The organism is Streptomyces sp. NPDC050448 (assembly GCF_040655295.1).
GTDB lineage: Bacteria > Actinomycetota > Actinomycetes > Streptomycetales > Streptomycetaceae > Streptomyces.
Genome location: NZ_JBFAJR010000035.1, coordinates 29,987 through 55,542, shown reverse-complemented (window position 1 = coordinate 55,542; position 25,556 = coordinate 29,987). Strand labels below are relative to the sequence as shown.

The window sequence follows — 25,556 nt, the reverse complement described above, 5'->3', positions numbered from 1 at the left end:
CGCGAGCGCCCCCGGGCCGCGCCCGGTTTCTGGGGCCGACCCCGCGCTGCAAACGCCGACGGGCTCGGTGTGCCGGGCCCGCGGTGGGGGTGGCCGAGGCGCGAGCGCCCCCGGGCCGCGTCCGGTTTCCGCCCCGGGCCCCGCGCCGCAAACGCCGCCGGGGCCGGCTGTACCGGGCCGCGGTGGGGGTGGCGCCGCGGGGCCGGCGGCTGCGGGGTGCGCCCGGCTTTCCGGGCCTCCGCTCCCGACCCCGCGCCGCAAACGCCGGCGGGGCTATTCCTGTTTCTTGCGGCGGGTGCCGAAGACGATTTCGTCCCAGCTCGGGACCGCCGCGCGGCGGCCCGGGCGGACGCCGTCGGCTTCCGCCTGGCGGTCCGTGGTGCCCGTCAGGCGGTCGCGGTGGCCCGCCACCGTGCGCGGCATCAGGACGTCCGCGTACGCGGCACCGGCACCGGCGCTCGCCGAGGCCGCCGGCGGTTCCTCCGCCTCCGGCTCCTCCGCCGGGGGCTCGGTGCGTTCCGGGACCACCAGGTCGCCGCGGAAGCTCGGTACCGCTTCGAGCAGGCTCGTCAGCGTGTCCCGTTCCTCCTCCGGCTCCGGCGCCGGCGCTGCGTGGTTGGGGGTTCGTTCCAGCTGGCGGTCCAGGGCGCGGTCCAGCGGCCGGTCCCGCGGCAGCCGCGCGATCCTCGGCACGAACGGAAAGCTCGGCTCCGGCGTCGCCGGCAGGTCGTCCGCCTCGCCGATCAGGGAGCGGGCCTCGTCGTCCACGGCCACGACCAGCCGGCGCGGCGGGTCGTACGTCCAGCTGGCCGAATGCGGTTCGCTCGCGACCCGGTAGACCAGCAGGACTTCCCAGGTGCCGTCGTCGCGGCGCCAGGAGTCCCACTGGACGGACTCCTTCTCGGCCCCGCGCAGCTGCAACCGCTCCTGCACGGCCTCGCCGAGCTGGGGTCCGGTGTTCTCGCCGGGACGGCGCACGGGGGTCTTGCGAGCCCGCTCCGCCATGAACGCGCGCTCGGCCAGCACCGGGCCCTCGAAACGGCGTACGCGGTCGACGGGGATGCCGGCGAGTTGAGCGACCTCCTCAGCGGAGGCGCCGGCCCGTATGCGGGCCTGGATGTCGCGGGGGCGGAGGTGGCTCTCCACCTCGATCTCGATCTGGTTCAGGCGCGCGCGGTCGTTGCGCACGGCAGCCCGCAGCCGCTCGTCGATCGGAAGCGTGTACTCCGTGCTGTCCGCAGCCTTGAGCACCAGTCGTGTGCCGTCATTTGAGACGGCCACGACACGCAGTTCGGGCATGGGGACCTCCCGGGTGGTGCCTGCCGACGTCACGTGCGTCGCTGCTTCCGCTAGTCGAGTGTGGCCTGCCCGGGTGCAGCCTGCCACAACCTTGCCGAGTTCAACCGGCGTGTCGGGCATACGCCCTTGATCGCCGTTATGGCACGGTTACCTGTTGGGCACGCACAGTGACTGAAAGATTACTGTGCGCATCAGGAACCCGTGCAATGCCGCGGCATCACCGGTCTCGAGTGCCGTTTCTTCACCAGTCGGCCCCCTCTCCCGAGTCCGGACATCCGTAAGGAAGGACGGCCCCAGGGCTCGCCACAGTACTCCATTCGGGCCACCTGGGTGGACCGCCGCGCCGCCGAACTTGTCGCGGGCGGCGGGAGTTGGGCTGCCCCGAATTGGGCCGGACCTGCGACCGCACCCGTTTTCGGGTGTCTTGCTTCACAGAATCCCCAGAAACGGAACCATCTATTTCGCTCGGCGGTCAGTAACTGCTGAGAGCGGTGAAGCGCGAGAGGTCGCGAGAGGCAGCAGACACAGGGGATGAGGATGGGTCAGAAGGCGGCGCCGGAAGTCGAAGCGACAGAGGAGGAGAAGCTCGATCTGAGCGTGGCCCAGATCGCGGGCTCCTCCCTCGCCACCGTCGCGGCGGCCCTGCTCGCCTCGAAGCTGGGCGTCTACGGGACCATCCTCGGCGCCGGCGTGGTGAGTGTGCTCGCCACCGCCGGGGGCCCCGTCATCCAGTACCTCTTCAAGCGCACCGGCGACCAGCTGCGCGAGAGCGCCCGCCCCGGGGCCCGTCAGGTCCCGCTGCCCCGCGAGGAGAAGGCGGCCGACGGCACCCTGCTGCTCCGCACGGTTCCGCCCTCCGAGGAGTTCGGCCGGGCCACCGTGCACGGCACCCGCGTACGGGGCTGGAAGCGCACCGCGGTGGCCTCGGGCGCGGCCTTCGCCATCGCGCTCGGCGGCCTCGGCGCCTACGAGGCCTTCTCCGGCACGGCGATCAGCCAGGGCGGCGGAACCATCTGGTCCGGCGGCACGCGCAAGGTGGACGACGAGCAGCCGGCCCGCCGCGGGAAGGAGCCCGGCACCGGCGGGAAGGGCGGGGCGACCCCGGAGTCCGGGGCCTCCCCGAGCCCTTCGCGTCCGCACGGCGGCCGGGGCCCGAGCCCCGAGCCGTCGTCCTCGGACTCGTCGGACTCCTCGGACTCCGGGGGCCCGGCACCGAGTCCGGGCCCGCCGACGCAGAGCCCGAAGCCCACCCCCACCCCCACCCCGACGCCGACCCCGAGTGGAAAGGGGCAGCAGGACGCTCCCTGAGCCGGGGCTACTCTCCCAGGACCCGCCGCAGGTAGTCGTTGCCGAACAGCCGCTCCGGGTCCAGCCGGTCCCGCAGCGCGGTGAACTCGCCGAAGCGCGGGTAGACCCGGGCGAAGTACTCCGCGTCCCGCGTGTGCACCTTGCCCCAGTGCGGCCGCCCGCCGTGCGCGGTGAAGATCCGCTCGGCGGCCGTGAAGTAGGCCTGGTACGGCGTGCCCTTGTACATGTGCACCGCGATGTACGCGGTCTCCCGCCCCGAGGCCGTCGACAGCGCGATGTCGTCCGCCGGAGCCGTCCGCACCTCCACCGGGAAGCTGATCCGCAGCCCGGAGCGGTCGACCGTCCGCTTGAGCTCCCGCAGCGCCTCGACCACCTGCTCGCGCGGGAGGGCGTACTCCATCTCCACGAAGCGCACCCGGCGCGGGCTGGTGAACACCTTGTACGGGATGTCCGTGTAGGTACGCGCGGACAGGGCGCGGCTCGCGATCCGGGCGATGGAGGGGATGGCCGCCGGGACCGCGCGGCCCAGCGAGTTGACGGCCTGGAAGATGCCGTTGGACAGCAGCTCGTCCTCGACCCAGGCGCTCACCGCTCCGGGCGGGGCGGCGGGGCCCTGGCTGCGGTTGTTGCGCTTGGTGTTGCAGTTGCCGGTGTGCGGGAACCAGTAGAACTCGAAGTGCTCGTTCTCCGCGAAGTGCTGCTCGAACTCGGAGGTCACCCGGTCGAAGCCCATGGGCTCCTCACGGGCGGTCAGGAAGAAGACCGGCTCCACGGCGAAGGTGATCGCGGTGACGATGCCGAGGGCTCCGATGCCGATCCGGGCCGCCGCGAAGACCTCCGGATTCTCCTTCTCGGAGCACGTGAGCACCCGGCCGTCCGCCGTGACCAGCTCCAGGCCGCGGATCTGGGCGGCGATGGAGGCGGAGTCGCGGCCCGTGCCGTGGGTGCCGGTGCTGGTGGCGCCGGAGACCGTCTGCTCCATGATGTCGCCCATGTTCGTGAGCGACAGGCCCTCCCGGGCCAGGGCCTGGTTCAGGTCCTTGAGCACCGTGCCCGCGGCCACCGTCACGGTGCCGGCGGCCCGGTCGATCTCCCGTATCCCGGCCAGCGCCTGAGGGCGTACGAGCACCCCGTCGGTGGCGGCGGCCGCGGTGAAGGAGTGGCCGGTGCCGACCGCCTTCACCTTCAGCCTGTCCTCGGCGGCCCGGCGCACCGCCTCCTGAAGCTCCCCGACCGAGGCCGGGGTCACGACGCGGGCGGGTGCGGCCGTGACGTTGCCCGCCCAGTTATGCCACGCGGCCGGTGTCCCCGGCCCGTTCTTCCCTGCTGCTGTCGCCGTCCCCATCGCTGGCTGGCTCCTCCCCTTGCGCCGGCCTCGTCAGCCGACGGTAACCCGCGAACGCCACCGCCGCCGCGGCCACCCCCGACGAGACCGAGACGACGAACCCGCGCTGGGCCCCGGCCGCGTCGATGACCAGACCGGTCACGGAGGAGCCGACCGCGACACCGACCGCGAGGCCGGTGGTGATCCAGGTCATGCCCTCGGTGAGCTGCGCGCGTGGTACGTGTGCCTCGATCAGGGCCATCGTGGTGATCATCGTGGGAGCGATGGCGAGGCCCGAGACGAAGAGCGCCACGGCCAGAAACGGAAGGTTCCCGGCCAGTAGGAGGGGGATCATACTCACGGCCATCGCACAGATGCCCAGTACCCACCTGCGTTCGGTCCGGCCCTTGAGGTGGAGGAGGCCGAAGACGATGCCGGCCAGGCAGGATCCGGCCGCCCAGATGGCCAGGATGAAGCTGGCGGAGGACTTGTCGCCCTGCTCCTCGGCGAAGGCCAGGGTGGACACGTCGATGGACCCGAAGATCGCGCCGGTCGCCACGAAGGTGGCCGTCAGCACCTGGAGGCCGGGGGAGCGCAGGGCGGAGGTCCGGCCGCCGTCCTGGCTGCGCGGGTGCGGGGCCGGCTCGGTGGCGCGCTGCGCGGTGAGCAGCCAGACGCCGACGAGCAGGCAGCCGGCCGCGATCACCGGTCCGGCTTCGGGGAACCAGGTGGTGGACAGCCCGATGGCGAGGATCGGGCCGAAGATGAAGCAGACCTCGTCCACCACGGACTCGAAGGAGTACGCGGTGTGCAGCTCGCGCGGCGCGTCGCGGTAGAGCACGGTCCAGCGGGCGCGGACCATCGAGCCGACGCTCGGCACGCAGCCCGCGACGGCCGCGAAGACGAAGAGGGTCCAGTCGGGGAGTCCGTTCGCCGCGGCCAGCACCAGGCCGGTGACGGAGGCTACGGAGATCAGGGTCGCGGGGCGCAGCACCCGCCGCTGCCCGTACTGGTCCACCAGCCGGGACACCTGGGGGCCGACGAAAGCGGCGGCCAGGGCCAGAGTGCCGGTGAGGGCGCTGGCCATCGCGTAGCGCCCGGTGATCTCGGAGATCATCGTGAGGATACCGACGCCCACCATGGATATCGGCAGCCGGCCTATGAGGCCGGCGGCGCTGAAGGCCTTGGTGCCGGGCGCCGCGAAGATCGCGCGGTAGGGACTGGGCAAGGTCTCTCCGTAAGGGACGTCATTGGCCCGTACAGGTTACGACCGCCGATACGGCACCCGCACGGGGAAGATTCGGCACCGGCATCTTTCGAGCAGTGGAACTTAGGGTCACCTTACCTGTCGCGCGTCCCGGCATCCGGACCGGACGGTTCTCCCGCGCACACGCCGGGTGGCAGGATTCGACGCATGGCAGACCAGCTCCGTGTCCCCGACGCGCCCGCGGCCGAAGGCCTCGCGGCCCCCTACGACGCCCTCCTGCTGCTCTCCTTCGGCGGCCCCGAGGGACCCGACGACGTCGTGCCGTTCCTGGAGAACGTCACGCGCGGGCGCGGCATCCCGCGCGAGCGGCTCAAGGAGGTCGGGCAGCACTACTTCGGCTTCGGCGGGGTCAGCCCGATCAACGGGCAGAACCGCGAGCTGCTGGACGCGCTGCGCAAGGACTTCGCCGAGCACGGGCTGGACCTGCCCGTGTACTGGGGCAACCGGAACTGGGCTCCGTACCTCACCGACACGATGCGGGAGATGGCCGCCGACGGGCGCCGCCGGATCGCGGTGCTCGCCACCAGCGCGTACGCCTCGTACTCGGGCTGCCGCCAGTACCGCGAGAACCTCGCGGACGCGCTCGCGGCGCTGGCCGGGGAGGGCGTCGCCGAGCTGCCGGAGGTCGACAAACTGCGGCACTACTTCAACCACCCCGGCTTCGTGCAGCCGATGATCGACGGGGTGCTCGCCGCGCTCGCGTCGCTGCCGCAGGAGGTGCGCGCCGGCGCGCACCTGGCCTTCACCACGCATTCGATCCCGACCGCCGCCGCCGACACGTCCGGCCCGGTCGAGGAGCACACCGCCGACGGAGAGGGCGGGGCGTACGTCAGGCAGCACCTGGACGTCGCGCAGGTGATCGCGGACGCGGTGCGGGCCGAGACGGGCGCGGAGCTGCCCTGGGAGCTCGTCTACCAGTCGCGCAGCGGCGCCCCGCACATCCCGTGGCTGGAGCCGGACATCTGCGACCACCTGGAGGCGCTGCACGGGGCCGGGGCGCCGGCCGTGGTGATGGTGCCGATCGGGTTCGTCTCGGACCACATGGAGGTCCTGTACGACCTCGACACGGAAGCGACGGCGAAGGCCGCGGAGCTGGGGCTTCCGATCGCCCGGTCGGCGACGGTCGGGGCCGATCCGCGGTTCGCGGCGGCGGTGCGGGAACTGGTGCTGGAGCGCGCCGCGGCGGAGCGGGGCGAGCCGGTGGAGCGGTGCGCGCTGGGGCTGCTCGGTCCCAGCCACGATCTGTGCGCGGTGGGCTGCTGCCCGGCGCGCGGGCCCCGGCCGGCGGCCGCGGGCGCCGACAGCCCGTACGCCTAGGAAGGCCGGACCGTGATCTCCGAAGAACTGAAGGCCGAACTGCTGGACGTGGGCCTGGACGCCGCCCGGCAGGCCGGGGAGCTGCTGCGGGACGGCCGGCCGGCCGATCTCGCGGTGGCGGCGACGAAGAGCAGCCCGATCGACGTGGTGACCGAGATGGACATCGCCGCGGAGAAGCTGATCACCGGCATCCTCGCGCGCCGGCGGCCCGCGGACGGGCTGCTGGGCGAGGAGGGCGCGGACAGTCCCGGGACGAGCGGGGTGCGGTGGGTCGTGGACCCGCTGGACGGCACCGTCAACTACCTGTACGGGCTGCCGAGCTGGAGCGTGTCGATCGCCGCCGAGTACGAGGGCGAGACCGTGGTCGGGGTCGTGGCGGCGCCGATGCGGGGCGAGACGTACCACGCGGTGCTCGGGGGCGGGGCGTGGCTGGGGGAGGCCCGGCTGGCGTGCCGGGCGGCCGCGCCGCTGGACCAGGCACTGGTCGCCACCGGGTTCGCGTACCTCCAGGCGCGCAAGGAGCAGCAGGCGGACGTCGCGCAGCGGGTGATTCCGAAGGTGCGGGACATCCGGCGGGGCGGGTCGGCCGCGCTGGACCTCAGCGACGTGGCCGCCGGGCGGCTGGACGCGTACTACGAGCGGGGCCTCAACCCCTGGGACCTGGCCGCGGGCGAGCTGATCGCCCGGGAGGCCGGGGCGGTCACGGGCGGGCGGCCCGGCCGGCCGGCCTCCGGGGAGCTGGCGCTCGCCGCCACACCGGCGGTGTTCGCGTCGCTGCAGCCGCTGCTGGAAGAGGCCGGGGCCTGGCACGACTGAGGGCCGGGCGGCGGCAGGCCGGGCCCGGCCGGGGCCCGTACGGCCGGGGCCCGGCATGAGGGAACCCCGGCTGCCGCGTGCGGCCGCCGGGGTTCGGGCTGGACTGGGAAGGCCATCAGGCGGAGACGGCGACTCCGTGTTCGGCGGCGAGGCGCTGGAGATCTTCCAGTTCCGCCTGCTCCACTTCCACGAGGAAGTCGTCGCCCGTCTCACGGGCCTGCTTGAGGTCCGACTGCGTGGCCCGGATGCGCTGCAGGAGACCCGCGGTGAATGCGTCCATGGTGGGTTCGCCCCCTCTTCGTGGGTAGGCGGCGGCACGTGGCTGTCCGCCGTCAGGGAGTGGATGGGGTGTGCTGACGTCCTCCCCGGCACCCTGGGCCCAGAAACCTCGAGAGGCGAGGGAATCCTCACTTCCGTCCCTCGCAAGCCCCTGAGCGGCGCCTTACAGCCGGTTTACGGCTGAAACCGGCAGGATGGACGACGCAAGACACGTGTGCCCTCAGGGCTCGATGGAAGGAAACGACGTGCGCGTACTCGTCGTCGAGGACGAGCAGCTGCTCGCCGATGCGGTGGCCACCGGGCTGCGCCGGGAGGCCATGGCCGTGGACGTCGTGTACGACGGTGCCGCGGCCCTGGAGCGCGTCGGGGTGAACGACTACGACGTGGTCGTGCTCGACCGGGACCTCCCGCTCGTGCACGGCGACGACGTCTGCCGGAAGATCGTCGAGCTCGGCATGCCCACCCGCGTGCTGATGCTGACGGCGTCCGGTGATGTGAGCGACCGGGTCGAGGGCCTTGAAATCGGCGCGGACGACTACCTGCCCAAGCCCTTCGCGTTCAGCGAGCTGACCGCCCGCGTGCGCGCCCTGGGGCGGCGCACCACCGTGGCGCTGCCCCCCGTACTGGAGCGGGCCGGCATCAAGCTGGACCCGAACCGGCGCGAGGTGTTCCGTGAGGGCAGAGAGGTGCAGCTGGCGCCCAAGGAGTTCGCGGTGCTGGAGGTTCTCATGCGGAGCGAGGGGACCGTCGTCTCCGCCGAGCAGCTGCTGGAGAAGGCATGGGACGAGAACACCGACCCCTTTACGAACGTGGTGCGGGTGACGGTCATGACCCTGCGGCGCAAGCTCGGGGAGCCGCCGGTCATCGTGACCGTGCCTGGTTCCGGCTACCGGATCTGACGCGGGTGGCGGCGACCCCGGCACCACCAACGGTGCCGCCGAGACCGACGTGGGACCCCGGCCAGCCCGAGGGTCCTTTCCCTTGGCTGCGGCCGACCATCCGCATACGCCTCACGCTGCTGTACGGCGGGATGTTCCTGATCGCCGGCATCCTGCTGCTGTCGATCATCTACCTGCTGGCTGCGCAGGCACTGCGCGAGGGCAACGGACTGCCGTTCAAGATCGTCGGCGGTACGGACATCCAGGTCACCAGCACCTGCCCCGGCGTGGTCGGTACGGGCCAGACGCACGACCAGTTCAACGCGGCGATCAACACCTGCATCCTGGAGCAGCGCCGGCACGCGCTGGACGACCTGCTCAGCCGGTCGCTGATGGCGCTGCTCGGCCTCAGCATCATCGCCTTCGCGTTCGGTTACGCGATGGCCGGACGGGTGCTCTCGCCGCTCGGCAAGATCACCCGGACCGCCCGCCGGGTGGTCGGTTCCGACCTGACCCGGCGGATCGAGCTGGACGGGCCGGACGACGAGCTCAAGGAGCTCGCCGACACCTTCGACGAGATGCTCGACCGGCTGGAGCGGGCCTTCACGGCCCAGCAGCGGTTCGTCGCGAACGCCTCGCACGAGCTGCGCACCCCGCTGGCGATCAACCGGACGCTGCTGGAGGTGCACCTGTCGGATCCGGGTGCGCCGGTGGAGCTCCAGCAGCTGGGCAAGACGCTGCTGGCCACCAACGAGCGCAGCGAGCAGCTGGTCGAGGGCCTGTTGCTGCTGGCGCGCAGCGACAACCAGATAGTCGAGCGCAAGCCCGTGGACCTGGCGGAGGTCGCCTCGCGCGCCATCGACCAGGCGCGCGGGGAGGCGGCGGCGAAGGGCGTGGCGATCCGCGGCGAGCGGGCGCCGGCCGTGGTCCAGGGCAACGGCGTCCTGCTGGAGCGGATCGCGCTCAACCTGGTGCAGAACGCCGTCCGGTACAACGTGCCGGCGGACGGCTGGGTCGAGGTCGCAACGGAGTCCCAGCACGGCCAGGCGGTCCTCCTGGTGTCGAACACGGGTCCCGTCGTTCCCGCGTACGAGGTGGACAACCTCTTCGAGCCCTTCAGGCGGCTGCGTACGGAGCGCACGGGCAGCGACAAGGGTGTGGGGCTCGGCCTGTCGATCGCGCGCTCTGTGGCGCGCGCACACGGCGGGCGGATCTCGGCGACACCGCGCGAGGGCGGTGGCCTCGTGATGCGTGTCACTTTGCCCCTGTGAGTCCCCGTGCCGCTTGTTCGCTGTTGGCTGAATAGTTGGGAGGTGGGGAGCGTGTCGGCTGTGTGATCGATCACATTGTCGAGTGTTGGGTCATGTGCGTTCGGTGACCCCAGAGGAGGCCGGAAAGCCCGGGAAGTCCGGGTTTCCCGCCCCTCGAACGGCGGGAAATACACGGGGTGGCGTTTGTGCAAGACGGCCCCCGGACCGTGTACGGTCCCGGTCGTCATCCCAGCCAATCGCTCCTTCAGGCGTGCGGCTGGGTGTCGATTGAGTAACAGACCTTGATGTGAGGCAAAATCTCCGCCTCAGGTCGGGCACAAGTCCGGCCTCTCGCGCGTTACGTGCGCTGAGACACCGCTAAATCCCAGAGGGGGAGAGCGAACAATGGCAACGGACTACGACACCCCACGCAAGACCGACGACGACGTCGACAACGACAGCATTGAAGAGCTGAAGGCCCGGCGCAACGAGAAGTCGTCCTCGAACGTCGACGTCGACGACTTCGACGCGGCGGAGGGCATGGAGCTCCCCGGCGCGGACCTCTCCAACGAGGAACTGGCCGTCCGGGTGCTGCCCAAGCAGGCCGATGAGTTCACCTGCATGAGCTGCTTCCTGGTGCACCACCGCAGCCAGCTGGCACGAGAGAAGAACGGTCAGCCGATCTGCCGCGACTGCGACTGAGAGGTGTCGGCCGTGACCGGCTCGACACCGTTTCGGAAGCGGCGCTTCCGGAAAGCTGGTGATCCGGTGGAGACGCAGGCGGGAGCCACGGGCCCGGAAACGGGCCCAGGAGCCCCCGGCGTGCCCGCCGTGTCCTCAGACACCGCCGCGGCGGTGCCGTCGGCCACAGCGTCCGACGAGGCGGCCCGGCGCAGGTCCGGGGCTCGTCGGCTGCAAGCCGTCAAGAGCGGTGTGCGCAAGGGCGGCGAACATGCCAGGGCCGCCGTCCTGCTCATCGCCGACCGCGTCATCGAGAACGCACCGCGCGTTCCGGTTCGGGACCTCGCGACCCTGCGCGCGCAGTTCCCGGGCCTCGGTCCCGATCAGCTTGCCGACAAGCTGATCGCGGGCGCCTCGTACGGCACCTCCACCGTGGGTGCGGGCATCGGAGCCGCAGCCATGCTGCCGGTGCCGCCCGCGATGGCGGCCGAGCTGGCCGCAGAGGTCACCGGGGTCGCGGCGATCGAGCTGAAGCTCATCGCGGAGCTCCACGAGGTGTACGGCCTGCGGCCGCCCGGGAACCTCAAGGACCGCAGCCTCGCCTACCTGACCGCGTGGACGGAGGAGCGCGGGGTGGACCTGACGAAGCCGACGACGCTGAACATCGCGCTCGGCGGTCAGATGAAGCGCGAACTGCGCCAACAGATCATGAAGCGGACCGTCCGCAACCTGCCGATCCTGCTGCCGTTCATGGTGGGCGCGGCCGTCGGCGCGGTCATGAACCACCGGGACACCCGGAAAGTCGCCGAGAAGGTCCGTGCCGACCTGCGGAGCCGGGCCGTGGCGTGGGACTCGCTGCCGCAGCTTCCGCCCCTTGAGCAGCCCTCCGAGCCCCTTCCCGAGGCCGCCAGGGCCGCCCTCGAGGCGTCGGCCGACGAACGGCCCTTCGGATGGCCCCGGGCCTGACCCCGGCCTGACCCCGCTCCGGCCCCCGGCCGATCAGCCTTTGGCCGACCGGATCGCCGAGACCAGGGCCTGCGGCTCGCGGGTGGAGACGTAGACGTACGGCGTCGGGTCCTCGGGATCGGTGACCGGGATGCGCACCGCCGTCGGGACGTAGCTGCGCAGCAGCATGAAGGCGCGGGTGTCCGCCTTGTACGTCCGCCAGGCGCGGGTCTCCTCCGGGTCCAGCGCCTCGGGCTCGCCCAGCGCCGCCACCGGGATCCGGGCGTCACCGGCGGCCAGCGCACCGTTCACCACGCGCACGCGCGCGGAGCCGTACGAGCTCACCAGCATCCCCGCCAGCGCGGTGCCCCCGACCAGCCCGGCCAGCAGCGGCAGCGTGCCCAGCGGCAGCAGCATCAGCGCGCACGCGAGGCCGATGAGTACGGCGATGCCCCACCAGGAGCGGGGGGCGGTCAGACGTTCGTCGTGGTGCGCGGGGGAGAGCTGCATACCGCCAAGCCTCCCACGAGGCGACCGGCGGGTAGCGGCGCGGGTAAGGTCAGCGCCTGTGAGTGGACGAAACACAGCGTTGACGCCCCCGGCCGATGCCGCCGCGCCGGTCCGGCACGCCGATGCCCCGGCACCCGGCGAGCTGCTCGGTGCGCACTACGAGCACTGCTTCGGCTGTGGCGGGGGCCAGTCCCACGGACTCCACCTGGAGGCCCGTGCGGGTGAGGGCGTGGGCGTCACCGCCGAGTTCACCGTCAAGCCCGCCCATCAGGGCGCTCCCGGCCTCGCCCACGGCGGCGTACTCGCCACCGCGCTCGACGAGACGCTGGGCTCCCTGAACTGGCTGCTGCGCGTCATCGCGGTGACGGGACGGCTGGAGACCGACTTCGTGCGGCCGGTGCCCGTGGACACCGTGCTGTACCTGGAGGCCGAGGTGACCGCCGTCGCCGGGCGCAAGATCTACTCCACCGCGGTCGGCCGGATAGGCGGGCCCGAGGGCCCGGTCGCCGTGCGCGCAGACGCGCTCTTCATCGAGGTGAAGGTCGACCACTTCATCGACAACGGTCGGCCCGAGGAGATCCGGGCGGCGATGTCCGACCCGGACCAGGTCAGGCGCGCACGCGCCTTCGAGGTGAACCCCTGATGGCTACGAACAACCACGCCCCCCGTCACGAGATCGACGTGCTGATCAAGCGCCTCGACCCCGAGGTGCCCGTCCCCGCGTACGGCCACCCCGGCGACGCCGGCTGCGACCTGGTGACCACCGAGGCGGTCGAGCTGGAGCCCGGTGAGCGCGCCGTACTGCCCACGGGCGTGTCCATCGCCCTGCCCGACGGGTACGCGGCCTTCGTGCACCCGCGCTCGGGCCTGGCCGCCCGCTGCGGGCTCGCGCTCGTGAATGCCCCGGGGACGGTGGATGCCGGGTACCGTGGGGAGATCAAGGTGATCGTGGTCAATCTCGACCCGCGCGAGAGCGTCCGGTTCGAGCGCTTCGACCGCATTGCCCAGCTGGTTGTCCAGAGGGTCGAGAAGGTGCGCTTCCACGAGGTGGCGCAGCTTCCCGGCTCGGCCCGGGCCGAGGGGGGTTTCGGCTCCACCGGCGGTCATGCGGCCGTGGCCGGATCCGGCGCTGGTCAGCAGGGTGGGAATGGCTACGCTTCGGTCGTATCCGACCGGGAAGGACAGTGACGTGTTCGGACGTCGCAAGAAGAACGACTCCGCCAAGGACGGCGGCGCGGCCGAGCAGGTCGTGGACGGCGTGGCTGCCGATGAGCAGAACGGCGGCGAGGAGCACGACTCCGCGCCCCGCAGGGTGAATCTGCCGCCGGCCCCGCGGCCCGACGGCCCCTGGGACGTCTCCGAGGTGCCTGGTGCGCCCGAGGACGGCCGCGTCGACCTGGGCGGCATTCTCGTACCGGGTGTCGAGGGCATGGAGCTGCGCGTCGAGGTCGCCGGTGACGCGATCGTCGCCGCGACGGTCGTCCTCGGCGACAGCGCCGTACAGCTGCAGGCCTTCGCGGCGCCCAAGAAGGAAGGCATCTGGGGCGAGGTCCGCGAGGAGATCGCCACGGGCATCACCCAGCAGGGCGGCATCATCGACGAGGTCGAGGGTCCGCTGGGCTGGGAGCTGCGCGCGCAGGTGCCCGTACCCATGCCCGACGGCCAGACCGGCGCCCAGCTGGTCCGCTTCGTCGGCGTCGACGGCCCGCGCTGGTTCCTGCGCGGCGTCATCTCCGGCCAGGGCGCGGTGCGCCCCGAGTCGGCGGGCGTGCTGGAGCAGATCTTCCGGGAGACCGTCATCGTGCGCGGTGACGGCCCTATGGCCCCGCGCGACCCGATCGTGCTGAAGCTGCCGAACGACGCCCAGATGGTGCCGGACGGCGTGCAGACCGAGGACCAGGAGGGCTCCCGCTTCTCCGGCGGCATGGGCCAGCTGGAGCAGGGTCCGACGATCACCGAGGTCCGCTGACCCGGCGGATCCCGGCGACGACTGTTTCAGGCCGCGGGCCGTACTCCTTCCGGGTACGGCCCGTTGTCGTACCCGCGGGGTGTCAGAGATCCGTCAGGGATGGGCGGACGGCCCGCAAAAGGTGCGTGATCGGCGGAAACGTCCCGGAGAATGAGCGCATGGGACGCGGCAAGCTACGGATCTACCTCGGCGCGGCACCCGGTGTGGGCAAGACGTACGCGATGCTCTCCGAGGGCCACCGCCGGGTGGAGCGGGGCGCCGACTGCGTCGTCGGCTTCGTCGAGCACCACGGGCGGCCGCGCACCGAGGTGATGCTGCACGGGCTCGAGCAGGTGCCGCGCAACGCGCTCTCGTACCGGGGCGCCGCCTTCACCGAGATGGACGTGGACGCCGTACTGGCGCGCCGGCCCGCCATCGCGCTCGTGGACGAGCTCGCGCACACCAACGTGCCCGGCTCGCGCAACGCCAAGCGCTGGCAGGACGTCGAGGAGCTGCTGCGGGCGGGCGTCGACGTCGTGTCCACCGTGAACATCCAGCACCTGGAGTCGCTCGGCGACGTGGTGGAGTCCATCACCGGGGTGCGGCAGCGGGAGACCGTGCCGGACGAGGTGGTGCGGCGGGCCGACCAGATCGAGCTCGTCGACATGTCCCCGCAGGCGCTGCGCCGGCGGATGGCCCACGGGAACATCTACCAGTCCGACAAGGTCGACGCGGCCCTGTCCAACTACTTCCGGCCCGGCAACCTCACCGCCCTGCGCGAGCTGGCGCTGCTGTGGGTCGCCGACCGGGCCGACGAGTACCTCCAGCAGTACCGGGGCGAGCACGACATCCGCTCCACCTGGCAGGCCCGCGAGCGGATCGTCGTCGGGCTCACGGGCGGGCCCGAGGGCCGTACGCTCATCCGCCGCGCCTCCCGGATGGCCGCCAAGGGCTCCGGCAGCGAGATCCTCGCCGTCTACATAGCCCGCAGCGACGGGCTGACCGCGGCCTCGCCGAAGGAGCTCGCGGTCCAGCGGACGCTGGTCGAGGATCTTGGTGGAACGTTTCATCATGTGATCGGCGACAACATCCCCGACGCGCTGCTCGCCTTCGCCCGCGGGGTCAACGCCACCCAGATCGTGCTCGGCTCCAGCCGCCGCAAGGCCTGGCAGTACGTCTTCGGCCCCGGCGTCGGCGCCACCGTGGCCCGCGACTCGGGGCCCGACCTCGACGTGCACATCGTCACGCACGAGGAGGTCGCCCGGGGCCGCAGCCTGCCCGTGGTCCGCTCGGCGGCCCGGCTCGGGCGGCCCCGGATCATCGCGGGCTGGGTGGTCGGGATGGTGTTCCCCGCCCTGCTGGCCGTGCTGCTCACGCATGTGCACGCCGACCCGGGCCTGGCCAACGAGATGCTGCTGTTCCTCTCGCTGACCGTGGCCGCCGCGCTGCTGGGCGGGCTCTACCCGGCGCTGGCCTCGGCGGCCTTCGGCTCGCTGCTGCTGAACTACTACTTCGCCCCGCCCGTGCACCGGTTCACCATCTCCGACCCGAAGAACATCGTCGCCATCGCCGTCTTCTTCGGGGTGGCGGTCTCCGTGGCCTCGGTGGTGGACCTGGCCGCCCGGCGCACCCACCAGGCCGCCCGGCTGCGTGCCGAGTCCGAGATCCTCTCCTTCCTGGCCGGCAGCGTGCTGCGCGGCGAGACCACGCTGGACGCGCTGCTGGAGCGGGTGCGCGAGACCTTCGCCATGGAGTCCGTGGCCCTGCTGGAGCGCGGGAGCGACGTCGAGCCCTGGAGGCCGGCCGGCAGCGTCGGCCCGAGCCCGGTCGGCCGCCCCGAGGAGGCCGATGTGGACATGCCCATCGGGGACCACATGGCGCTGGCCCTGTCCGGGCGGGTGCTGCCCGCCGAGGACCGCCGGGTGCTCGGCGCCTTCGCCGCCCAGGCCGCCGTGGTCCTGGACCGGCAGCGGCTGGTCGGGGAGGCCGAGGAGGCCCGGCGCCTGGCGGAGGGCAACCGGATCCGGACCGCGCTGCTGGCCGCCGTGAGCCATGACCTCCGTACGCCGCTGGCCTCCATCAAGGCGTCGGTGTCGTCCTTGCGCTCCGACGACGTGGACTGGTCCGAGGAGGACCGGGCCGAGCTCCTCGAGGGCATAGAGGACGGCGCCGACCGGCTCGACCACCTGGTGGGCAACCTGCTCGACATGTCCCGGCTCCAGACCGGCACCGTGACCCCGCTGATCCGGGAGATCGACGTCGACGAGGTGGTCCCGATGGCGCTGGGCGGTGTAGCGCAGGACAGCGTGGAGCTGGACGTCCCGGAGACGCTGCCGATGGTGGCGGTGGACCCGGGGCTGCTGGAGCGGACCGTCGCCAACGTGGTGGAGAACGCCGTCAAGTACAGCCCGGCCGGGGAGCCGGTGCTGGTCGCGGCCAGCTTTCTCGGCGACCGGGTCGAGGTGCGCGTCGTGGACCGCGGGCCCGGGGTGCCCGACGAGGCGAAGGACCGGATCTTCGCCCCCTTCCAGCGGCACGGGGACGCCCCGCGCGGCGCCGGGGTGGGCCTCGGGCTCGCGGTGGCCCGGGGCTTCGCCGAGGCCATGGACGGCACCCTGACGGCCGAGGACACCCCGGGCGGCGGCCTGACCATGGTGCTGACGCTGCGGGCCGTGACGCGCGACAGTGGACCGGCACCTGTCACGGTGGACGGCGCAGGACGCGCCGGCCCTGCGGACACCGGCACCGGCACCGGTCCGGGCAACGGCACCGCCGTCGCCGGCGACCTCATGGATCTCGACCCGATACGACAGAAAGCAGGACCTCAATGACCCGGGTGCTCGTGGTGGACGACGAGCCGCAGATCGTCCGAGCCCTCGTGATCAATCTGAAGGCACGCAAGTACGAGGTCGACGCCGCCGCGGACGGGGCCGGTGCCCTGGAGCTCGCGGCCGCCCGCCACCCCGACGTGGTCGTACTCGACCTGGGCCTGCCCGACATGGACGGCGTCGAGGTGATCAAGGGCCTGCGCGGCTGGACCCGGGTGCCGATCCTGGTGCTCTCGGCCCGGCACAGCTCCGACGAGAAGGTCGAGGCCCTGGACGCCGGAGCCGACGACTACGTCACCAAGCCCTTCGGCATGGACGAGCTGCTGGCGCGGCTGCGCGCCGCCGTCCGCCGGGCCGAGCCGTCCGCGGGCGCCGGCGAGGACGAGGTGATCGTGGAGACCGCTGGCTTCACGGTGGACCTGGCCGCCAAGAAGGCCGTGCGCGAGGGGCGCGACGTACGGCTCACGCCCACCGAGTGGCACCTGCTGGAGGTGCTGGTCCGCAACGGCGGCAAGCTGGTCAGCCAGAAGCAGCTGCTGCAGGAGGTCTGGGGGCCCTCGTACGGCACGGAGACGAACTACCTGCGGGTCTACATGGCGCAGCTGCGGCGCAAGCTCGAGGCGGACCCCTCGCACCCGCGGCACTTCATCACGGAACCGGGCATGGGATACCGCTTCGAGAGGTAGCGGGGACGCCGGTACGCTTCTGGTATGAGTGCTGAACCGCGTCCCGAGAAGTCCGCCAAGCCGGTCAGGCCGGCGGGCCGGTTCCGGCGGATGATAGAGCGGCTGTCCACCTCGCAGGAGGAGCTGCATTCGGCGGAACTGCAGGAGGACGCAGAGGCCGCGGGGTGCACGCGGATCTGCGACTGCCACGACCGCCAGATAGTCAAGGTGACGGGAACCCTGCGTACCGTCACCCTTCGGCCGCGCGCGGGGGTGCCCGCCCTGGAGGCGGAACTCTTCGACGGCTCGGCCGCGCTGGACGTGGTCTGGCTCGGGCGTCGCTCGATCGTGGGAATCGAACCGGGCCGGCGCATGATCGCTTCCGGGCGGATCTCGTCGAGCCACGGCCGCCGGGTCCTCTTCAATCCGAAGTACGAACTCCGACCGCTCGGACAGGAGCACTAACCGGTGACGTCATTCGACAAACCGACCACCCCGGACCCCGCAGGGGAGCCGTCCGCGGACCAGAAGGCCGTGACCCAGGCGGCGCTCTTCGATGCCTTCGGCGGCATCCGGGGCACCGTGGAGACGATGCTCCCCGGGCTGCTCTTCGTGATGATCTACACGGTCAACAAGGACGTGAAGATGTCCGCGATCGCGGCGGGCGCGGTCGCCGTCCTGCTCGTGATCGTGCGGCTGCTGCGCAAGGACACCGTGAAGCACGCCTTCAGCGGGGTCTTCGGCGTGGGGGTCGGCGTGGCCTTCGCCCTGTTCACCGGTACCGCCAAGGGCTTCTACCTGCCCGGCATGATCTACGGCGCCGGGCTGGGCGTGGCCTTCACGCTGTCCGCGCTGGTGGGGTTCCCGCTGCTGGGCGTGATCCTGGGGCCGGTGTTCAAGGAGAACCTGTCCTGGCGGACCCGCAACCCCGGGCGGAAGAAGGCGTACACCAAGGCCAGTCTGGCCTGGGGGATCGTCTTCCTGGCGAAGTACGCGATCCTCTTCCCGCTGTACTGGTGGGGGGACGCGACGCAGCTGGGCTGGGTGCTGATCGCGCTGAAGCTGCCGCCGATGGTGCTCGCGGTGTACTTCACGTGGGTGTTCCTGGCGAAGGCGCCGCCGCCGATCGACGTGATCGCGGAGTGGGAGGCCGAGGAGGCCGCGGAGAAGGCCAAGGCCGCTGCCGCTCGCGAACCCGGGGCCTGAGGCTCCACCGCGTACGGCAGGCACGGCAGGTACGGCGGCGTTGCCGGGGCTTCGCCGCCCCGGGCCTCCGGGCCCCGGGCGTGCCCGGGGCGCCCGGCCGTGACGCGCAAGGGCCGTGACGCGCAAGGGCCGTGACGCGAAAGGGGCGGGCCGACCATCTGGTGGTCGGCCCGCCCCTTCGTCGTGCCGCGTGTCGTGCCGTGCGCCGTGCGCCGTCAGTGACGGGCCTGGAGGAGGTCCTCCAGCTGTTCCTCGCGGGCCTGGGCGGCCACGAAGAGCAGTTCGTCGCCCGGCTCGAGGGTCTCCTCCGCGTGCGGGGTGAGGACCCGGTTGCCGCGGATGATCGTGACCAGCGAGGTGTCCTCGGGCCAGGTGATCTCGCTGATCTGGGTCCCGGCGACCGAGGAGTCGGCGGGCAGGGTCAGCTCGACGAGGTTGGCGTCGCCGTGGCTGAAGCGGAGCAGCCGGACCAGGTCGCCGACGCTGACGGCCTCCTCGACCAGGGCCGACATCAGACGCGGTGTGGAGACCGCGACGTCGACGCCCCAGGACTCGTTGAAGAGCCACTCGTTCTTCGGGTTGTTGACCCGCGCCACGACCCGGGGGACCCCGTACTCGGTCTTGGCCAGCAGGGAGACGACCAGGTTGACCTTGTCGTCGCCCGTGGCGGCGATGACGACGTTGCAGCGCTGCAGCGCGGCCTCGTCGAGCGAGGTGATCTCGCAGGCGTCGGCCAGCAGCCACTCGGCCTGCGGCACCCGCTCCACGGAGATGGCGGTCGGCGCCTTGTCGACGAGCAGCACCTCGTGCCCGTTCTCCAGCAGCTCGCCCGCGATGGAACGGCCCACCGCGCCGGCTCCGGCGATCGCGACCCTCATGCGTGTGCCTCCTCGGGGCCCTCGGTGAAGGCCGCCTCGACCTTGTCGATCTCGTCCGTGCGCATCATCACGTGGACGAGGTCGCCCTCCTGCAGGACCGTCTGGGACGTCGGCAGCATGGCTTCGCCCAGTCGGGTGAGAAAGGCCACGCGGACGCCGGTCTCGTCCTGCAGCTTGCTGACCTTGTGCCCGATCCAGGTGGCGGAGGTGTGCACCTCGGCGAGCTGGACCCCGCCGCTCGGGTCGCGCCACAGCGGCTCGGCCCCGGACGGCAGCAGCCGGCGCAGCATCTGGTCGGCGGTCCACCGCACGGTGGCCACGGTGGGGATGCCCAGGCGCTGGTAGACCTCCGCGCGCTTGGGGTCGTAGATGCGGGCGGCGACGTTCTCGACACCGAACATCTCGCGCGCCACGCGGGCTGCGATGATGTTGGAATTGTCACCACTGCTGACGGCGGCGAAAGCGCCCGCCTCCTCGATTCCGGCCTCGCGCAGCGTGTCCTGGTCGAAGCCGACCCCGGTGACGCGGCGGCCGCCGAATCCGGCTCCCAGCCGGCGGAATGCGGTGGGGTCCTGGTCGATGACCGCGACCGTATGCCCCTGCTGTTCCAAGGTCTGCGCGAGGGCGGAGCCCACTCTTCCGCAGCCCATAATGACGATGTGCACGGCCGTCCTTCCGGCTGTCAGCGCTCGCTGGTTCCCAGCCTCATTGCATGCTCTGGCTTAACAGGGTCTCAGACCATGGCCCAAGCTACACACGGGCGGTCACCCTTGGGGTCTCTTGCGGTGCACTCGGGCTCTTCGCCGACCGGCTTGTGGGGTGGGGGGTTCGTCAGGCCGATATCGAACGCTTACGATCCTCTGCGTGTCCAAACTGACCGAGGTGCCCAAACGGATCCTGATCGGCCGGGCGTTGCGCAGCGACCGCCTCGGAGAAACACTCCTTCCCAAGCGGATCGCCCTCCCCGTCTTCGCGTCCGACCCGCTCTCCTCGGTGGCATATGCACCGGGTGAGGTCCTGCTGGTCCTCTCGATCGCGGGCGTGTCGGCGTACCGCTTCAGCCCCTGGATCGCCGTCGCGGTCGTCGTGCTGATGTTCACCGTGGTCGCCTCCTACCGGCAGAACGTTCACGCGTACCCCAGCGGCGGCGGCGACTACGAGGTCGCCAATACCAACCTCGGCCCCAAGGCCGGCCTCACCGTCGCGAGCGCCCTGCTCGTCGACTACGTGCTGACCGTCGCCGTGTCGATCTCCTCGGGCGTCGAGAACCTCGGCTCGGCCATCCCCTTCGTCGTCGAGAACAAAGTGCTCTGCGCGATCGGGATGATCCTGCTGCTCACGCTGATGAATCTGCGGGGCATGAAGGAATCCGGCAAGCTCTTCGCGATTCCGACCTATGTCTTTGTCGTGGGCGTATTCATCATGATCGCGTGGGGCGCCTGGCGCGGCATCGTCCTCGGCGACACCATGAAGGCCCCCACCGCCGATTTCGAGATCAAGGCGGAACACGAGGGCCTGGCGGGGTTCGCCCTGGTCTTCCTGCTGCTGCGGGCCTTCTCCTCCGGCTGCGCCGCCCTGACCGGCGTCGAGGCGATCAGCAACGGCGTACCCGCCTTCCGCAAGCCCAAGAGCAAGAACGCGGCGACCACCCTGGCCCTCATGGGCGCCCTGGCCGTGACCATGTTCTGCGGCATCATCGGCCTGGCCATGGCCACCGACGTCAGGATGGCCGAGAAGCCCGCCACGGACCTGCTGGTCAACGGCACCCCGGTCGGCCCCGAGTACGTCCAGAACCCGGTCATCTCCCAGGTGGCCGAGGCGGTCTTCGGCAGCGGCTCGTTCTTCTTCGTCCTACTGGCCGCGGCCACCGCACTCGTGCTGTTCCTCGCGGCCAACACCGCGTACAACGGCTTCCCGCTGCTCGGCTCGATCCTCGCCCAGGACCGCTACCTGCCGCGCCAGCTGCACACCCGCGGCGACCGGCTCGCCTTCTCCAACGGCATCGTGCTGCTCGCCGGCGCGGCCGCTCTGCTCACCTGGGTCTACGGGGCCGACTCGACGCGGCTGATCCAGCTCTACATCGTCGGCGTCTTCGTCTCCTTCACGCTCAGCCAGACCGGCATGGTCCGTCATTGGAACCGCCACCTGAAGGCCGAGACGGACCCGGCCAAGCGGCGCCACATGTTCCGCTCCCGGGCGATCAACACCTTCGGCGCCTTCTTCACCGGCCTGGTGCTGGTCGTCGTACTCGCCACCAAGTTCACCCACGGCGCCTGGGTCGCCCTGCTCGGCATGGTGATCTTCTACGGCACGATGACGGCCATCCGCAGGCACTACGACCGGGTCGCCACCGAGATCGCCGCCGCGGAGGAGCGCCCCGACGAGTACGTGCGGCCCTCGCGGGTGCACTCCGTCGTCCTGGTGTCCAAGCTCCACAAGCCCACCCTGCGCGCCCTCGCCTACGCCAAGCTGCTGCACGCCAACCGCCTGGATGCGCTCAGCGTCAACGTCGACGACGCCGAGACCAAGGCCCTCAAGGAAGAGTGGGAGCGGCGCGGGATCAACGTTCCGCTCAAGATCCTCGACTCGCCCTACCGGGAAATCACCCGCCCCGTGGTGGAGTACGTGAAGGGGCTGCGCACCGAGAACCCGCGCGACGCCGTCAGCGTGTACATCCCCGAGTACGTCGTCGGCCGCTGGTACGAGCACCTGCTGCACAACCAGAGCGCGCTGCGGCTCAAGGGCCGGCTGCTCTTCACGCCCGGCGTGATGGTCACCTCGGTTCCCTACCAGCTGCAGTCCTCGGAGCTCGCGAAGCAGCGGGCGAAGAAGCGGCAGGACTGGAACGCCCCGGGTGCGGTACGCCGCGGACCGGTGGACAGCCCGCCCCCGAAGGACCGCACGGCGAAGTAGCGCCGGGCACGCGTGGCAAACGGCCGGACAGGATCCACGTAAACTGGTGGGTCGGCTGTCCGGCCGTTCGCGCGTGCACCTTTCAAGCCTTTAATCCTTGACCCTTGGAGCCTCCCCACCATGACCGAGCAGAACGAGAAGCAGTCACTGGTCGGGGAGGAGTACGAGGTCGAGGTCGGCCCCGTCGCACACGGCGGGCACTGCATCGCCCGGACCTCCGACGGGCGGGTCCTGTTCGTCCGCCACACGCTGCCCGGCGAGAAGATCGTCGCGAAGGTCACCGAGGGCGACGTGGACTCCCGCTTCCTGCGCGCCGACGCGATCACCGTGCTCGAGGCGTCCAAGGACCGCGTCGAGGCCCCGTGCCCGTACGCCGGCCCCGGCAAGTGCGGCGGCTGCGACTGGCAGCACGCCAAGCCGGGCGCCCAGCGCCGGCTCAAGGGCGAGGTCGTCGCCGAGCAGCTGAAGCGGCTCGCCGGGCTCACCCCGGAGGAGGCCGGCTGGGACGGCACGGTCATGCCGGCCGAGGGCGACAAGCTCCCGGCCGGGCAGGTGCCGCAGTGGCGCACCCGCGTCCAGTACGCCATCGACGAGAGCGGCCGCGCGGGCCTGCGCAAGCACCGCTCGCACGACATCGAGCCGGTCGACCACTGCATGATCGCGGCGCCGGGCGTGAGCGAGCTCGGCATCGAGCAGCAGGACTGGCCCCAGATGGCCACGGTCGAGGCGATCGCCGCCTCCGGCTCCGGCGACCGCCAGGTCGTCCTCACCCCCCGGCCGGGCGGCCGCCTTCCGCTGGTCGAGCTCGACAAGCCGGTCTCGGTCCTGCGCGTCGAGGAGAAGGACGGCGGTGTCCACCGCGTCCACGGCCGCCCCTTCGTCCGGGAGCGCGCGGACGGCCGTACGTACCGGGTCGGCATGGGCGGCTTCTGGCAGGTCCACCCGCAGGCCGCCGACACCCTGATCAAGGCCGTCATGCAAGGCCTGATGCCGCGCAAGGGCGAGATGGCCCTCGACCTCTACTGCGGCGTCGGCATCTTCGCGGGCGCACTGGCGGAACGCCTGGGCGACACGGGCGCGGTACTCGGCATCGAGTCCACGAAGCGCGCGGTCGAGGACGCCCGGCACAACCTGGCGGACTTCCCCCGGGTCCGCATCGAGCAGGGCAAGGTCGAGACGGTCCTCCCGAAGACCGGAATCACGGAGTGCGACCTGGTCGTCCTGGACCCGCCGCGCGCGGGCGCGGGCAAGCAGACGGTCCGCCACATCGCGGGCCTCTCGGCACGCCGCATCGCGTACGTGGCCTGCGACCCGGCGGCCCTGGCCCGCGACCTCGGCTACTTCAAGGACAACGGCTACAAGGTCCGCACCCTCCGCGTCTTCGACCTCTTCCCGATGACCCACCACGTGGAGTGCGTGGCGATCCTTGAACCGGTCGCGAAGGGCCTCTGACCTGCGGGTTTGTCGATGCGCATTATGTGCACTGTGGGCGTTACGGGCGATATCTTGACGCTGGAATGACGCTCGTGACGCTCGTTTGACGCTCGTTTTGACGGGGTGTCAGGTGGATTGAGGGGCAGTTCTGCCAGCCTCGGAGCACTTGGTCCGAGGGCCTCGGCGGACGCTTGAGGCCGTCGATCGATCCCATCTGGGGGGCTGCGTCGCACGGTCGCCCCGGCGTTTGATTGTGCTGGCGCAGCGGGTGCCTAGGTGACTCGGATCGGCCACAAAGGGCACCCCCACCCCGTCACTCTCGGTAGGCATCATGAGTGCGGCCGGGGAGGGGTCCGACGGTTGGGCACGCGCTGCTCTTACGGGACCGCACAACCCTGATGGCTCCGCCGGAAACAATTCGGGCTCCCTCACCGTTGAGGCCTGCGGAGCACGAGCTATGGGGGGTGTCGGGGCTGAGGCTGTTCGACGTGGCCGGGGGGAGTGCGGTGGAGATCGCGGCCCGCCCCCATTGCTCAGGTCCCAACCGCACGGGCAGCGGACGCTTCAACCTCGCGATCGACTACGTCACCCCGCAAGTTGTCCCCACAGCGGGAGAGGACAGCGCGCTCCTCATCCGCGGTGAGAGCACCGGCGCCTTCCTCTCCGAGGCCAGGCCCGTATCGGACTTCGACGGCGCAGCACTGCAGCAGTTCTACGCCGCCGCAGCCCGCCGCCAGAAGCGGATCGACCAGACGATTCTGAACCGTGGCACCACACAGAAGCAGGACCGGACATGACTGGCGAAACGACACGGCAAGACACCCCACCGAACACCGTGACCGCCGACGCCGCCTATCTCTCCCGGATCCAGCCCCCCTGGTGGAGCAGCGGCCGGACACCGGAACACATGGACCTGTCCAGTTGGATGCCGCCTGTGATCAACCAGGGTCAGGTTCCGTTGTGCACCGCCGCAGTCACCACGGCCATAGCCGGCTACTACGCCCGCCGGGCCGAGCGCGTGGAGTTCACCGGCTCGGTCCTGTTCAACTACCGCCTCTCCCGCGTACTCGCGGGATCCGCCGACCGCAAGGGCTCGCGGCTGGAACACAGCTTCCGGGCCTGGGCGGAATCCGGGCTGTGCGAGGAAGCAGCCTGGCCCTACGATCAGCAAGGCCTGACTAGGGTGGATCGAGACCCACCCGAGCACTGCCGTGTCACCGCACGGCGCACACACCCCGTAATCAGCCGACTGTCCACCTCCGACGGAGCGGATGCGCTGGATCTGGCCCGCCGCGCGATTGCCCGGGGGATCCCGGTGAGTGTGGAGATCCGGCTCTGCCCCTCGATCTCCATGTCCTTGGTCAACGGCGGTGTCTTCCCCGTGCAGATGACGACCGAGCAGTCCGTGGGGCCCCATGTCGTCCTCCTGACAGGCTACGACGACCACGTCGATACCGCTCCGTACGACCGATGCACCGGTCCAGGCGCGTTCCAGGTTCGCAACAGCTGGGGGACCCAGTGGGGCGACAAAGGCTACGGCCTCCTGCCCTATGCATTCCTCGAACAGCAACTGACAGGTGAACACTGGATTGTCGTGGAACAGGACTGGGTGCAACTGTGACGGTTACCGCCGTGGCACAGCCAACTCTCTGCAGTGCGCCCTCCGCACTCTGATTCATGCGAACGAATATGGCCAGCAACATACTTACCCCCGCTTCCTCGTGAAGAGGTGCCTGCCATGATTGCCAAGACACCGAGCACCCGTGCAAGGACAGGTGAGTAACGTTGAGGAAGTTCTTGGCAACCGCTG

The 25,556-nt window shown here is 71.1% G+C and carries 25 protein-coding genes; 18 read left to right on the top strand and 7 right to left on the bottom strand.

Annotation, left to right across the window (positions count from 1 at the left end; translation table 11 throughout):
- Nucleotides 1-273 precede the first annotated feature (273 nt).
- Nucleotides 274-1,299: a septation protein SepH gene (gene sepH, locus AB0I68_RS30820; RefSeq protein ID WP_363180645.1), complete on the bottom strand. Its 1,026-nt coding sequence runs from the start codon at nt 1,297-1,299 to the stop codon at nt 274-276.
- 537 nt (nt 1,300-1,836) lie between these two features.
- On the opposite strand from sepH, the gene AB0I68_RS30815 reads away from it, so the two are divergent.
- Nucleotides 1,837-2,607, top strand: a complete 771-nt coding sequence (locus tag AB0I68_RS30815) for a hypothetical protein (RefSeq protein WP_363180643.1) — start codon at nt 1,837-1,839, stop codon at nt 2,605-2,607.
- A gap of 7 nt (nt 2,608-2,614) precedes the next feature.
- Here the strand turns inward: AB0I68_RS30815 and AB0I68_RS30810 are convergent, their stop codons facing one another.
- Both AB0I68_RS30810 and AB0I68_RS30805 read right to left on the bottom strand, forming a co-directional pair.
- Nucleotides 2,615-3,952, bottom strand: a complete 1,338-nt coding sequence (locus AB0I68_RS30810; protein WP_363180642.1) for a D-arabinono-1,4-lactone oxidase — start codon at nt 3,950-3,952, stop codon at nt 2,615-2,617.
- The gene (locus tag AB0I68_RS30805) at nt 3,894-5,159 is read right to left on the bottom strand and encodes an MFS transporter (protein ID WP_363180641.1); all 1,266 of its coding nucleotides are present in this window, start codon (nt 5,157-5,159) and stop codon (nt 3,894-3,896) included. The genes AB0I68_RS30810 and AB0I68_RS30805 overlap by 59 nt, the downstream gene beginning before the upstream one ends.
- 186 nt (nt 5,160-5,345) lie before the next feature.
- On the opposite strand from AB0I68_RS30805, the gene AB0I68_RS30800 reads away from it, so the two are divergent.
- Entirely contained in the window at nt 5,346-6,515 is a 1,170-nt protein-coding gene (locus AB0I68_RS30800; RefSeq protein WP_363180640.1) for a ferrochelatase, read from the top strand.
- 15 nt (nt 6,516-6,530) lie between these two features.
- On the top strand, nt 6,531-7,331 hold the full coding sequence (locus AB0I68_RS30795; protein ID WP_363180665.1) for an inositol monophosphatase family protein: 801 nt from the start codon (nt 6,531-6,533) through the stop codon (nt 7,329-7,331).
- A gap of 115 nt (nt 7,332-7,446) precedes the next feature.
- On the opposite strand, the gene AB0I68_RS30790 is transcribed toward AB0I68_RS30795, so the two are convergent.
- Complete coding sequence (locus AB0I68_RS30790) at nt 7,447-7,611, bottom strand: hypothetical protein (protein WP_352214225.1); 165 nt, start codon at nt 7,609-7,611, stop codon at nt 7,447-7,449.
- Between the two features lie 244 nt (nt 7,612-7,855).
- On the opposite strand from AB0I68_RS30790, the gene AB0I68_RS30785 reads away from it, so the two are divergent.
- From AB0I68_RS30785 to AB0I68_RS30770, 4 genes are all read left to right on the top strand, one after another.
- On the top strand, nt 7,856-8,509 hold the full coding sequence (locus AB0I68_RS30785; protein ID WP_363180639.1) for a response regulator transcription factor: 654 nt from the start codon (nt 7,856-7,858) through the stop codon (nt 8,507-8,509).
- A gap of 5 nt (nt 8,510-8,514) precedes the next feature.
- Complete coding sequence (locus tag AB0I68_RS30780) at nt 8,515-9,759, top strand: HAMP domain-containing sensor histidine kinase (protein ID WP_363180638.1); 1,245 nt, start codon at nt 8,515-8,517, stop codon at nt 9,757-9,759.
- Between the two features lie 384 nt (nt 9,760-10,143).
- The gene (locus tag AB0I68_RS30775) at nt 10,144-10,440 is read left to right on the top strand and encodes a DUF4193 domain-containing protein (RefSeq protein ID WP_053676268.1); all 297 of its coding nucleotides are present in this window, start codon (nt 10,144-10,146) and stop codon (nt 10,438-10,440) included.
- Between the two features lie 12 nt (nt 10,441-10,452).
- Nucleotides 10,453-11,385, top strand: coding sequence for a hypothetical protein (locus AB0I68_RS30770; RefSeq protein WP_363180637.1), 933 nt, complete (start codon nt 10,453-10,455; stop codon nt 11,383-11,385).
- 33 nt (nt 11,386-11,418) lie between these two features.
- Here AB0I68_RS30770 and AB0I68_RS30765 read toward each other — a convergent pair whose 3' ends face one another.
- A complete protein-coding gene (locus tag AB0I68_RS30765; RefSeq protein ID WP_363180636.1) occupies nt 11,419-11,874 on the bottom strand; it encodes a DUF3093 domain-containing protein in 456 nt (151 codons plus the stop codon).
- Between the two features lie 58 nt (nt 11,875-11,932).
- On the opposite strand from AB0I68_RS30765, the gene AB0I68_RS30760 reads away from it, so the two are divergent.
- From AB0I68_RS30760 to AB0I68_RS30730, 7 genes are all read left to right on the top strand, one after another.
- Nucleotides 11,933-12,517 (top strand): PaaI family thioesterase, encoded by a 585-nt coding sequence (locus AB0I68_RS30760; RefSeq protein WP_363180635.1) that lies wholly within the window; start codon nt 11,933-11,935, stop codon nt 12,515-12,517.
- Nucleotides 12,517-13,062, top strand: coding sequence for a dUTP diphosphatase (gene dut, locus AB0I68_RS30755; RefSeq protein WP_363180634.1), 546 nt, complete (start codon nt 12,517-12,519; stop codon nt 13,060-13,062). The genes AB0I68_RS30760 and dut overlap by 1 nt, the downstream gene beginning before the upstream one ends.
- A 1-nt stretch (nt 13,063) precedes the next feature.
- Nucleotides 13,064-13,843: a DUF3710 domain-containing protein gene (locus AB0I68_RS30750; protein ID WP_363180633.1), complete on the top strand. Its 780-nt coding sequence runs from the start codon at nt 13,064-13,066 to the stop codon at nt 13,841-13,843.
- Nucleotides 13,844-14,001: 158 nt separating this feature from the next.
- Entirely contained in the window at nt 14,002-16,653 is a 2,652-nt protein-coding gene (locus AB0I68_RS30745) for a sensor histidine kinase KdpD (RefSeq protein WP_363180632.1), read from the top strand.
- The gene (locus AB0I68_RS30740; protein ID WP_363180631.1) at nt 16,650-17,336 is read left to right on the top strand and encodes a response regulator; all 687 of its coding nucleotides are present in this window, start codon (nt 16,650-16,652) and stop codon (nt 17,334-17,336) included. Before AB0I68_RS30745 ends, AB0I68_RS30740 begins: the two co-directional genes overlap by 4 nt.
- Before the next feature lie 24 nt (nt 17,337-17,360).
- Complete coding sequence (locus AB0I68_RS30735; protein WP_363180630.1) at nt 17,361-17,780, top strand: OB-fold nucleic acid binding domain-containing protein; 420 nt, start codon at nt 17,361-17,363, stop codon at nt 17,778-17,780.
- Between the two features lie 3 nt (nt 17,781-17,783).
- Nucleotides 17,784-18,521: a DUF3159 domain-containing protein gene (locus AB0I68_RS30730; protein WP_363180629.1), complete on the top strand. Its 738-nt coding sequence runs from the start codon at nt 17,784-17,786 to the stop codon at nt 18,519-18,521.
- A gap of 215 nt (nt 18,522-18,736) precedes the next feature.
- Here AB0I68_RS30730 and AB0I68_RS30725 read toward each other — a convergent pair whose 3' ends face one another.
- Together AB0I68_RS30725 and AB0I68_RS30720 are read right to left on the bottom strand one after the other, a co-directional pair.
- Complete coding sequence (locus tag AB0I68_RS30725; RefSeq protein WP_053691455.1) at nt 18,737-19,399, bottom strand: TrkA family potassium uptake protein; 663 nt, start codon at nt 19,397-19,399, stop codon at nt 18,737-18,739.
- Complete coding sequence (locus AB0I68_RS30720; protein WP_363180628.1) at nt 19,396-20,064, bottom strand: TrkA family potassium uptake protein; 669 nt, start codon at nt 20,062-20,064, stop codon at nt 19,396-19,398. The genes AB0I68_RS30725 and AB0I68_RS30720 overlap by 4 nt, the downstream gene beginning before the upstream one ends.
- Before the next feature lie 199 nt (nt 20,065-20,263).
- On the opposite strand from AB0I68_RS30720, the gene AB0I68_RS30715 reads away from it, so the two are divergent.
- The 4 genes from AB0I68_RS30715 to AB0I68_RS30700 all read left to right on the top strand — a co-directional run bounded on the left by AB0I68_RS30715 (nt 20,264) and on the right by AB0I68_RS30700 (nt 25,367).
- Nucleotides 20,264-22,312, top strand: coding sequence for an APC family permease (locus AB0I68_RS30715; RefSeq protein WP_363180626.1), 2,049 nt, complete (start codon nt 20,264-20,266; stop codon nt 22,310-22,312).
- Between the two features lie 120 nt (nt 22,313-22,432).
- Nucleotides 22,433-23,764, top strand: a complete 1,332-nt coding sequence (locus AB0I68_RS30710; RefSeq protein ID WP_363180625.1) for a class I SAM-dependent RNA methyltransferase — start codon at nt 22,433-22,435, stop codon at nt 23,762-23,764.
- 488 nt (nt 23,765-24,252) lie between these two features.
- A complete protein-coding gene (locus tag AB0I68_RS30705) occupies nt 24,253-24,543 on the top strand; it encodes a hypothetical protein (protein WP_363180624.1) in 291 nt (96 codons plus the stop codon).
- The gene (locus tag AB0I68_RS30700) at nt 24,540-25,367 is read left to right on the top strand and encodes a C1 family peptidase (RefSeq protein ID WP_363180623.1); all 828 of its coding nucleotides are present in this window, start codon (nt 24,540-24,542) and stop codon (nt 25,365-25,367) included. The genes AB0I68_RS30705 and AB0I68_RS30700 overlap by 4 nt, the downstream gene beginning before the upstream one ends.
- Nucleotides 25,368-25,556: the final 189 nt, after the last annotated feature.

Coding starts and splice junctions, on each gene's coding strand:
- sepH (WP_363180645.1), bottom strand. CDS start 1,299: ATGCCCGAACTGCGTGTCGTGGCCGTCTCAAATGACGGCACACGACTG.
- AB0I68_RS30815 (WP_363180643.1), top strand. CDS start 1,837: ATGGGTCAGAAGGCGGCGCCGGAAGTCGAAGCGACAGAGGAGGAGAAG.
- AB0I68_RS30810 (WP_363180642.1), bottom strand. CDS start 3,952: ATGGGGACGGCGACAGCAGCAGGGAAGAACGGGCCGGGGACACCGGCC.
- AB0I68_RS30800 (WP_363180640.1), top strand. CDS start 5,346: ATGGCAGACCAGCTCCGTGTCCCCGACGCGCCCGCGGCCGAAGGCCTC.
- AB0I68_RS30790 (WP_352214225.1), bottom strand. CDS start 7,611: ATGGACGCATTCACCGCGGGTCTCCTGCAGCGCATCCGGGCCACGCAG.
- AB0I68_RS30775 (WP_053676268.1), top strand. CDS start 10,144: ATGGCAACGGACTACGACACCCCACGCAAGACCGACGACGACGTCGAC.
- AB0I68_RS30765 (WP_363180636.1), bottom strand. CDS start 11,874: ATGCAGCTCTCCCCCGCGCACCACGACGAACGTCTGACCGCCCCCCGC.
- dut (WP_363180634.1), top strand. CDS start 12,517: ATGGCTACGAACAACCACGCCCCCCGTCACGAGATCGACGTGCTGATC.
- AB0I68_RS30745 (WP_363180632.1), top strand. CDS start 14,002: ATGGGACGCGGCAAGCTACGGATCTACCTCGGCGCGGCACCCGGTGTG.
- AB0I68_RS30740 (WP_363180631.1), top strand. CDS start 16,650: ATGACCCGGGTGCTCGTGGTGGACGACGAGCCGCAGATCGTCCGAGCC.
- AB0I68_RS30735 (WP_363180630.1), top strand. CDS start 17,361: ATGAGTGCTGAACCGCGTCCCGAGAAGTCCGCCAAGCCGGTCAGGCCG.
- AB0I68_RS30725 (WP_053691455.1), bottom strand. CDS start 19,399: ATGAGGGTCGCGATCGCCGGAGCCGGCGCGGTGGGCCGTTCCATCGCG.
- AB0I68_RS30710 (WP_363180625.1), top strand. CDS start 22,433: ATGACCGAGCAGAACGAGAAGCAGTCACTGGTCGGGGAGGAGTACGAG.
- AB0I68_RS30700 (WP_363180623.1), top strand. CDS start 24,540: ATGACTGGCGAAACGACACGGCAAGACACCCCACCGAACACCGTGACC.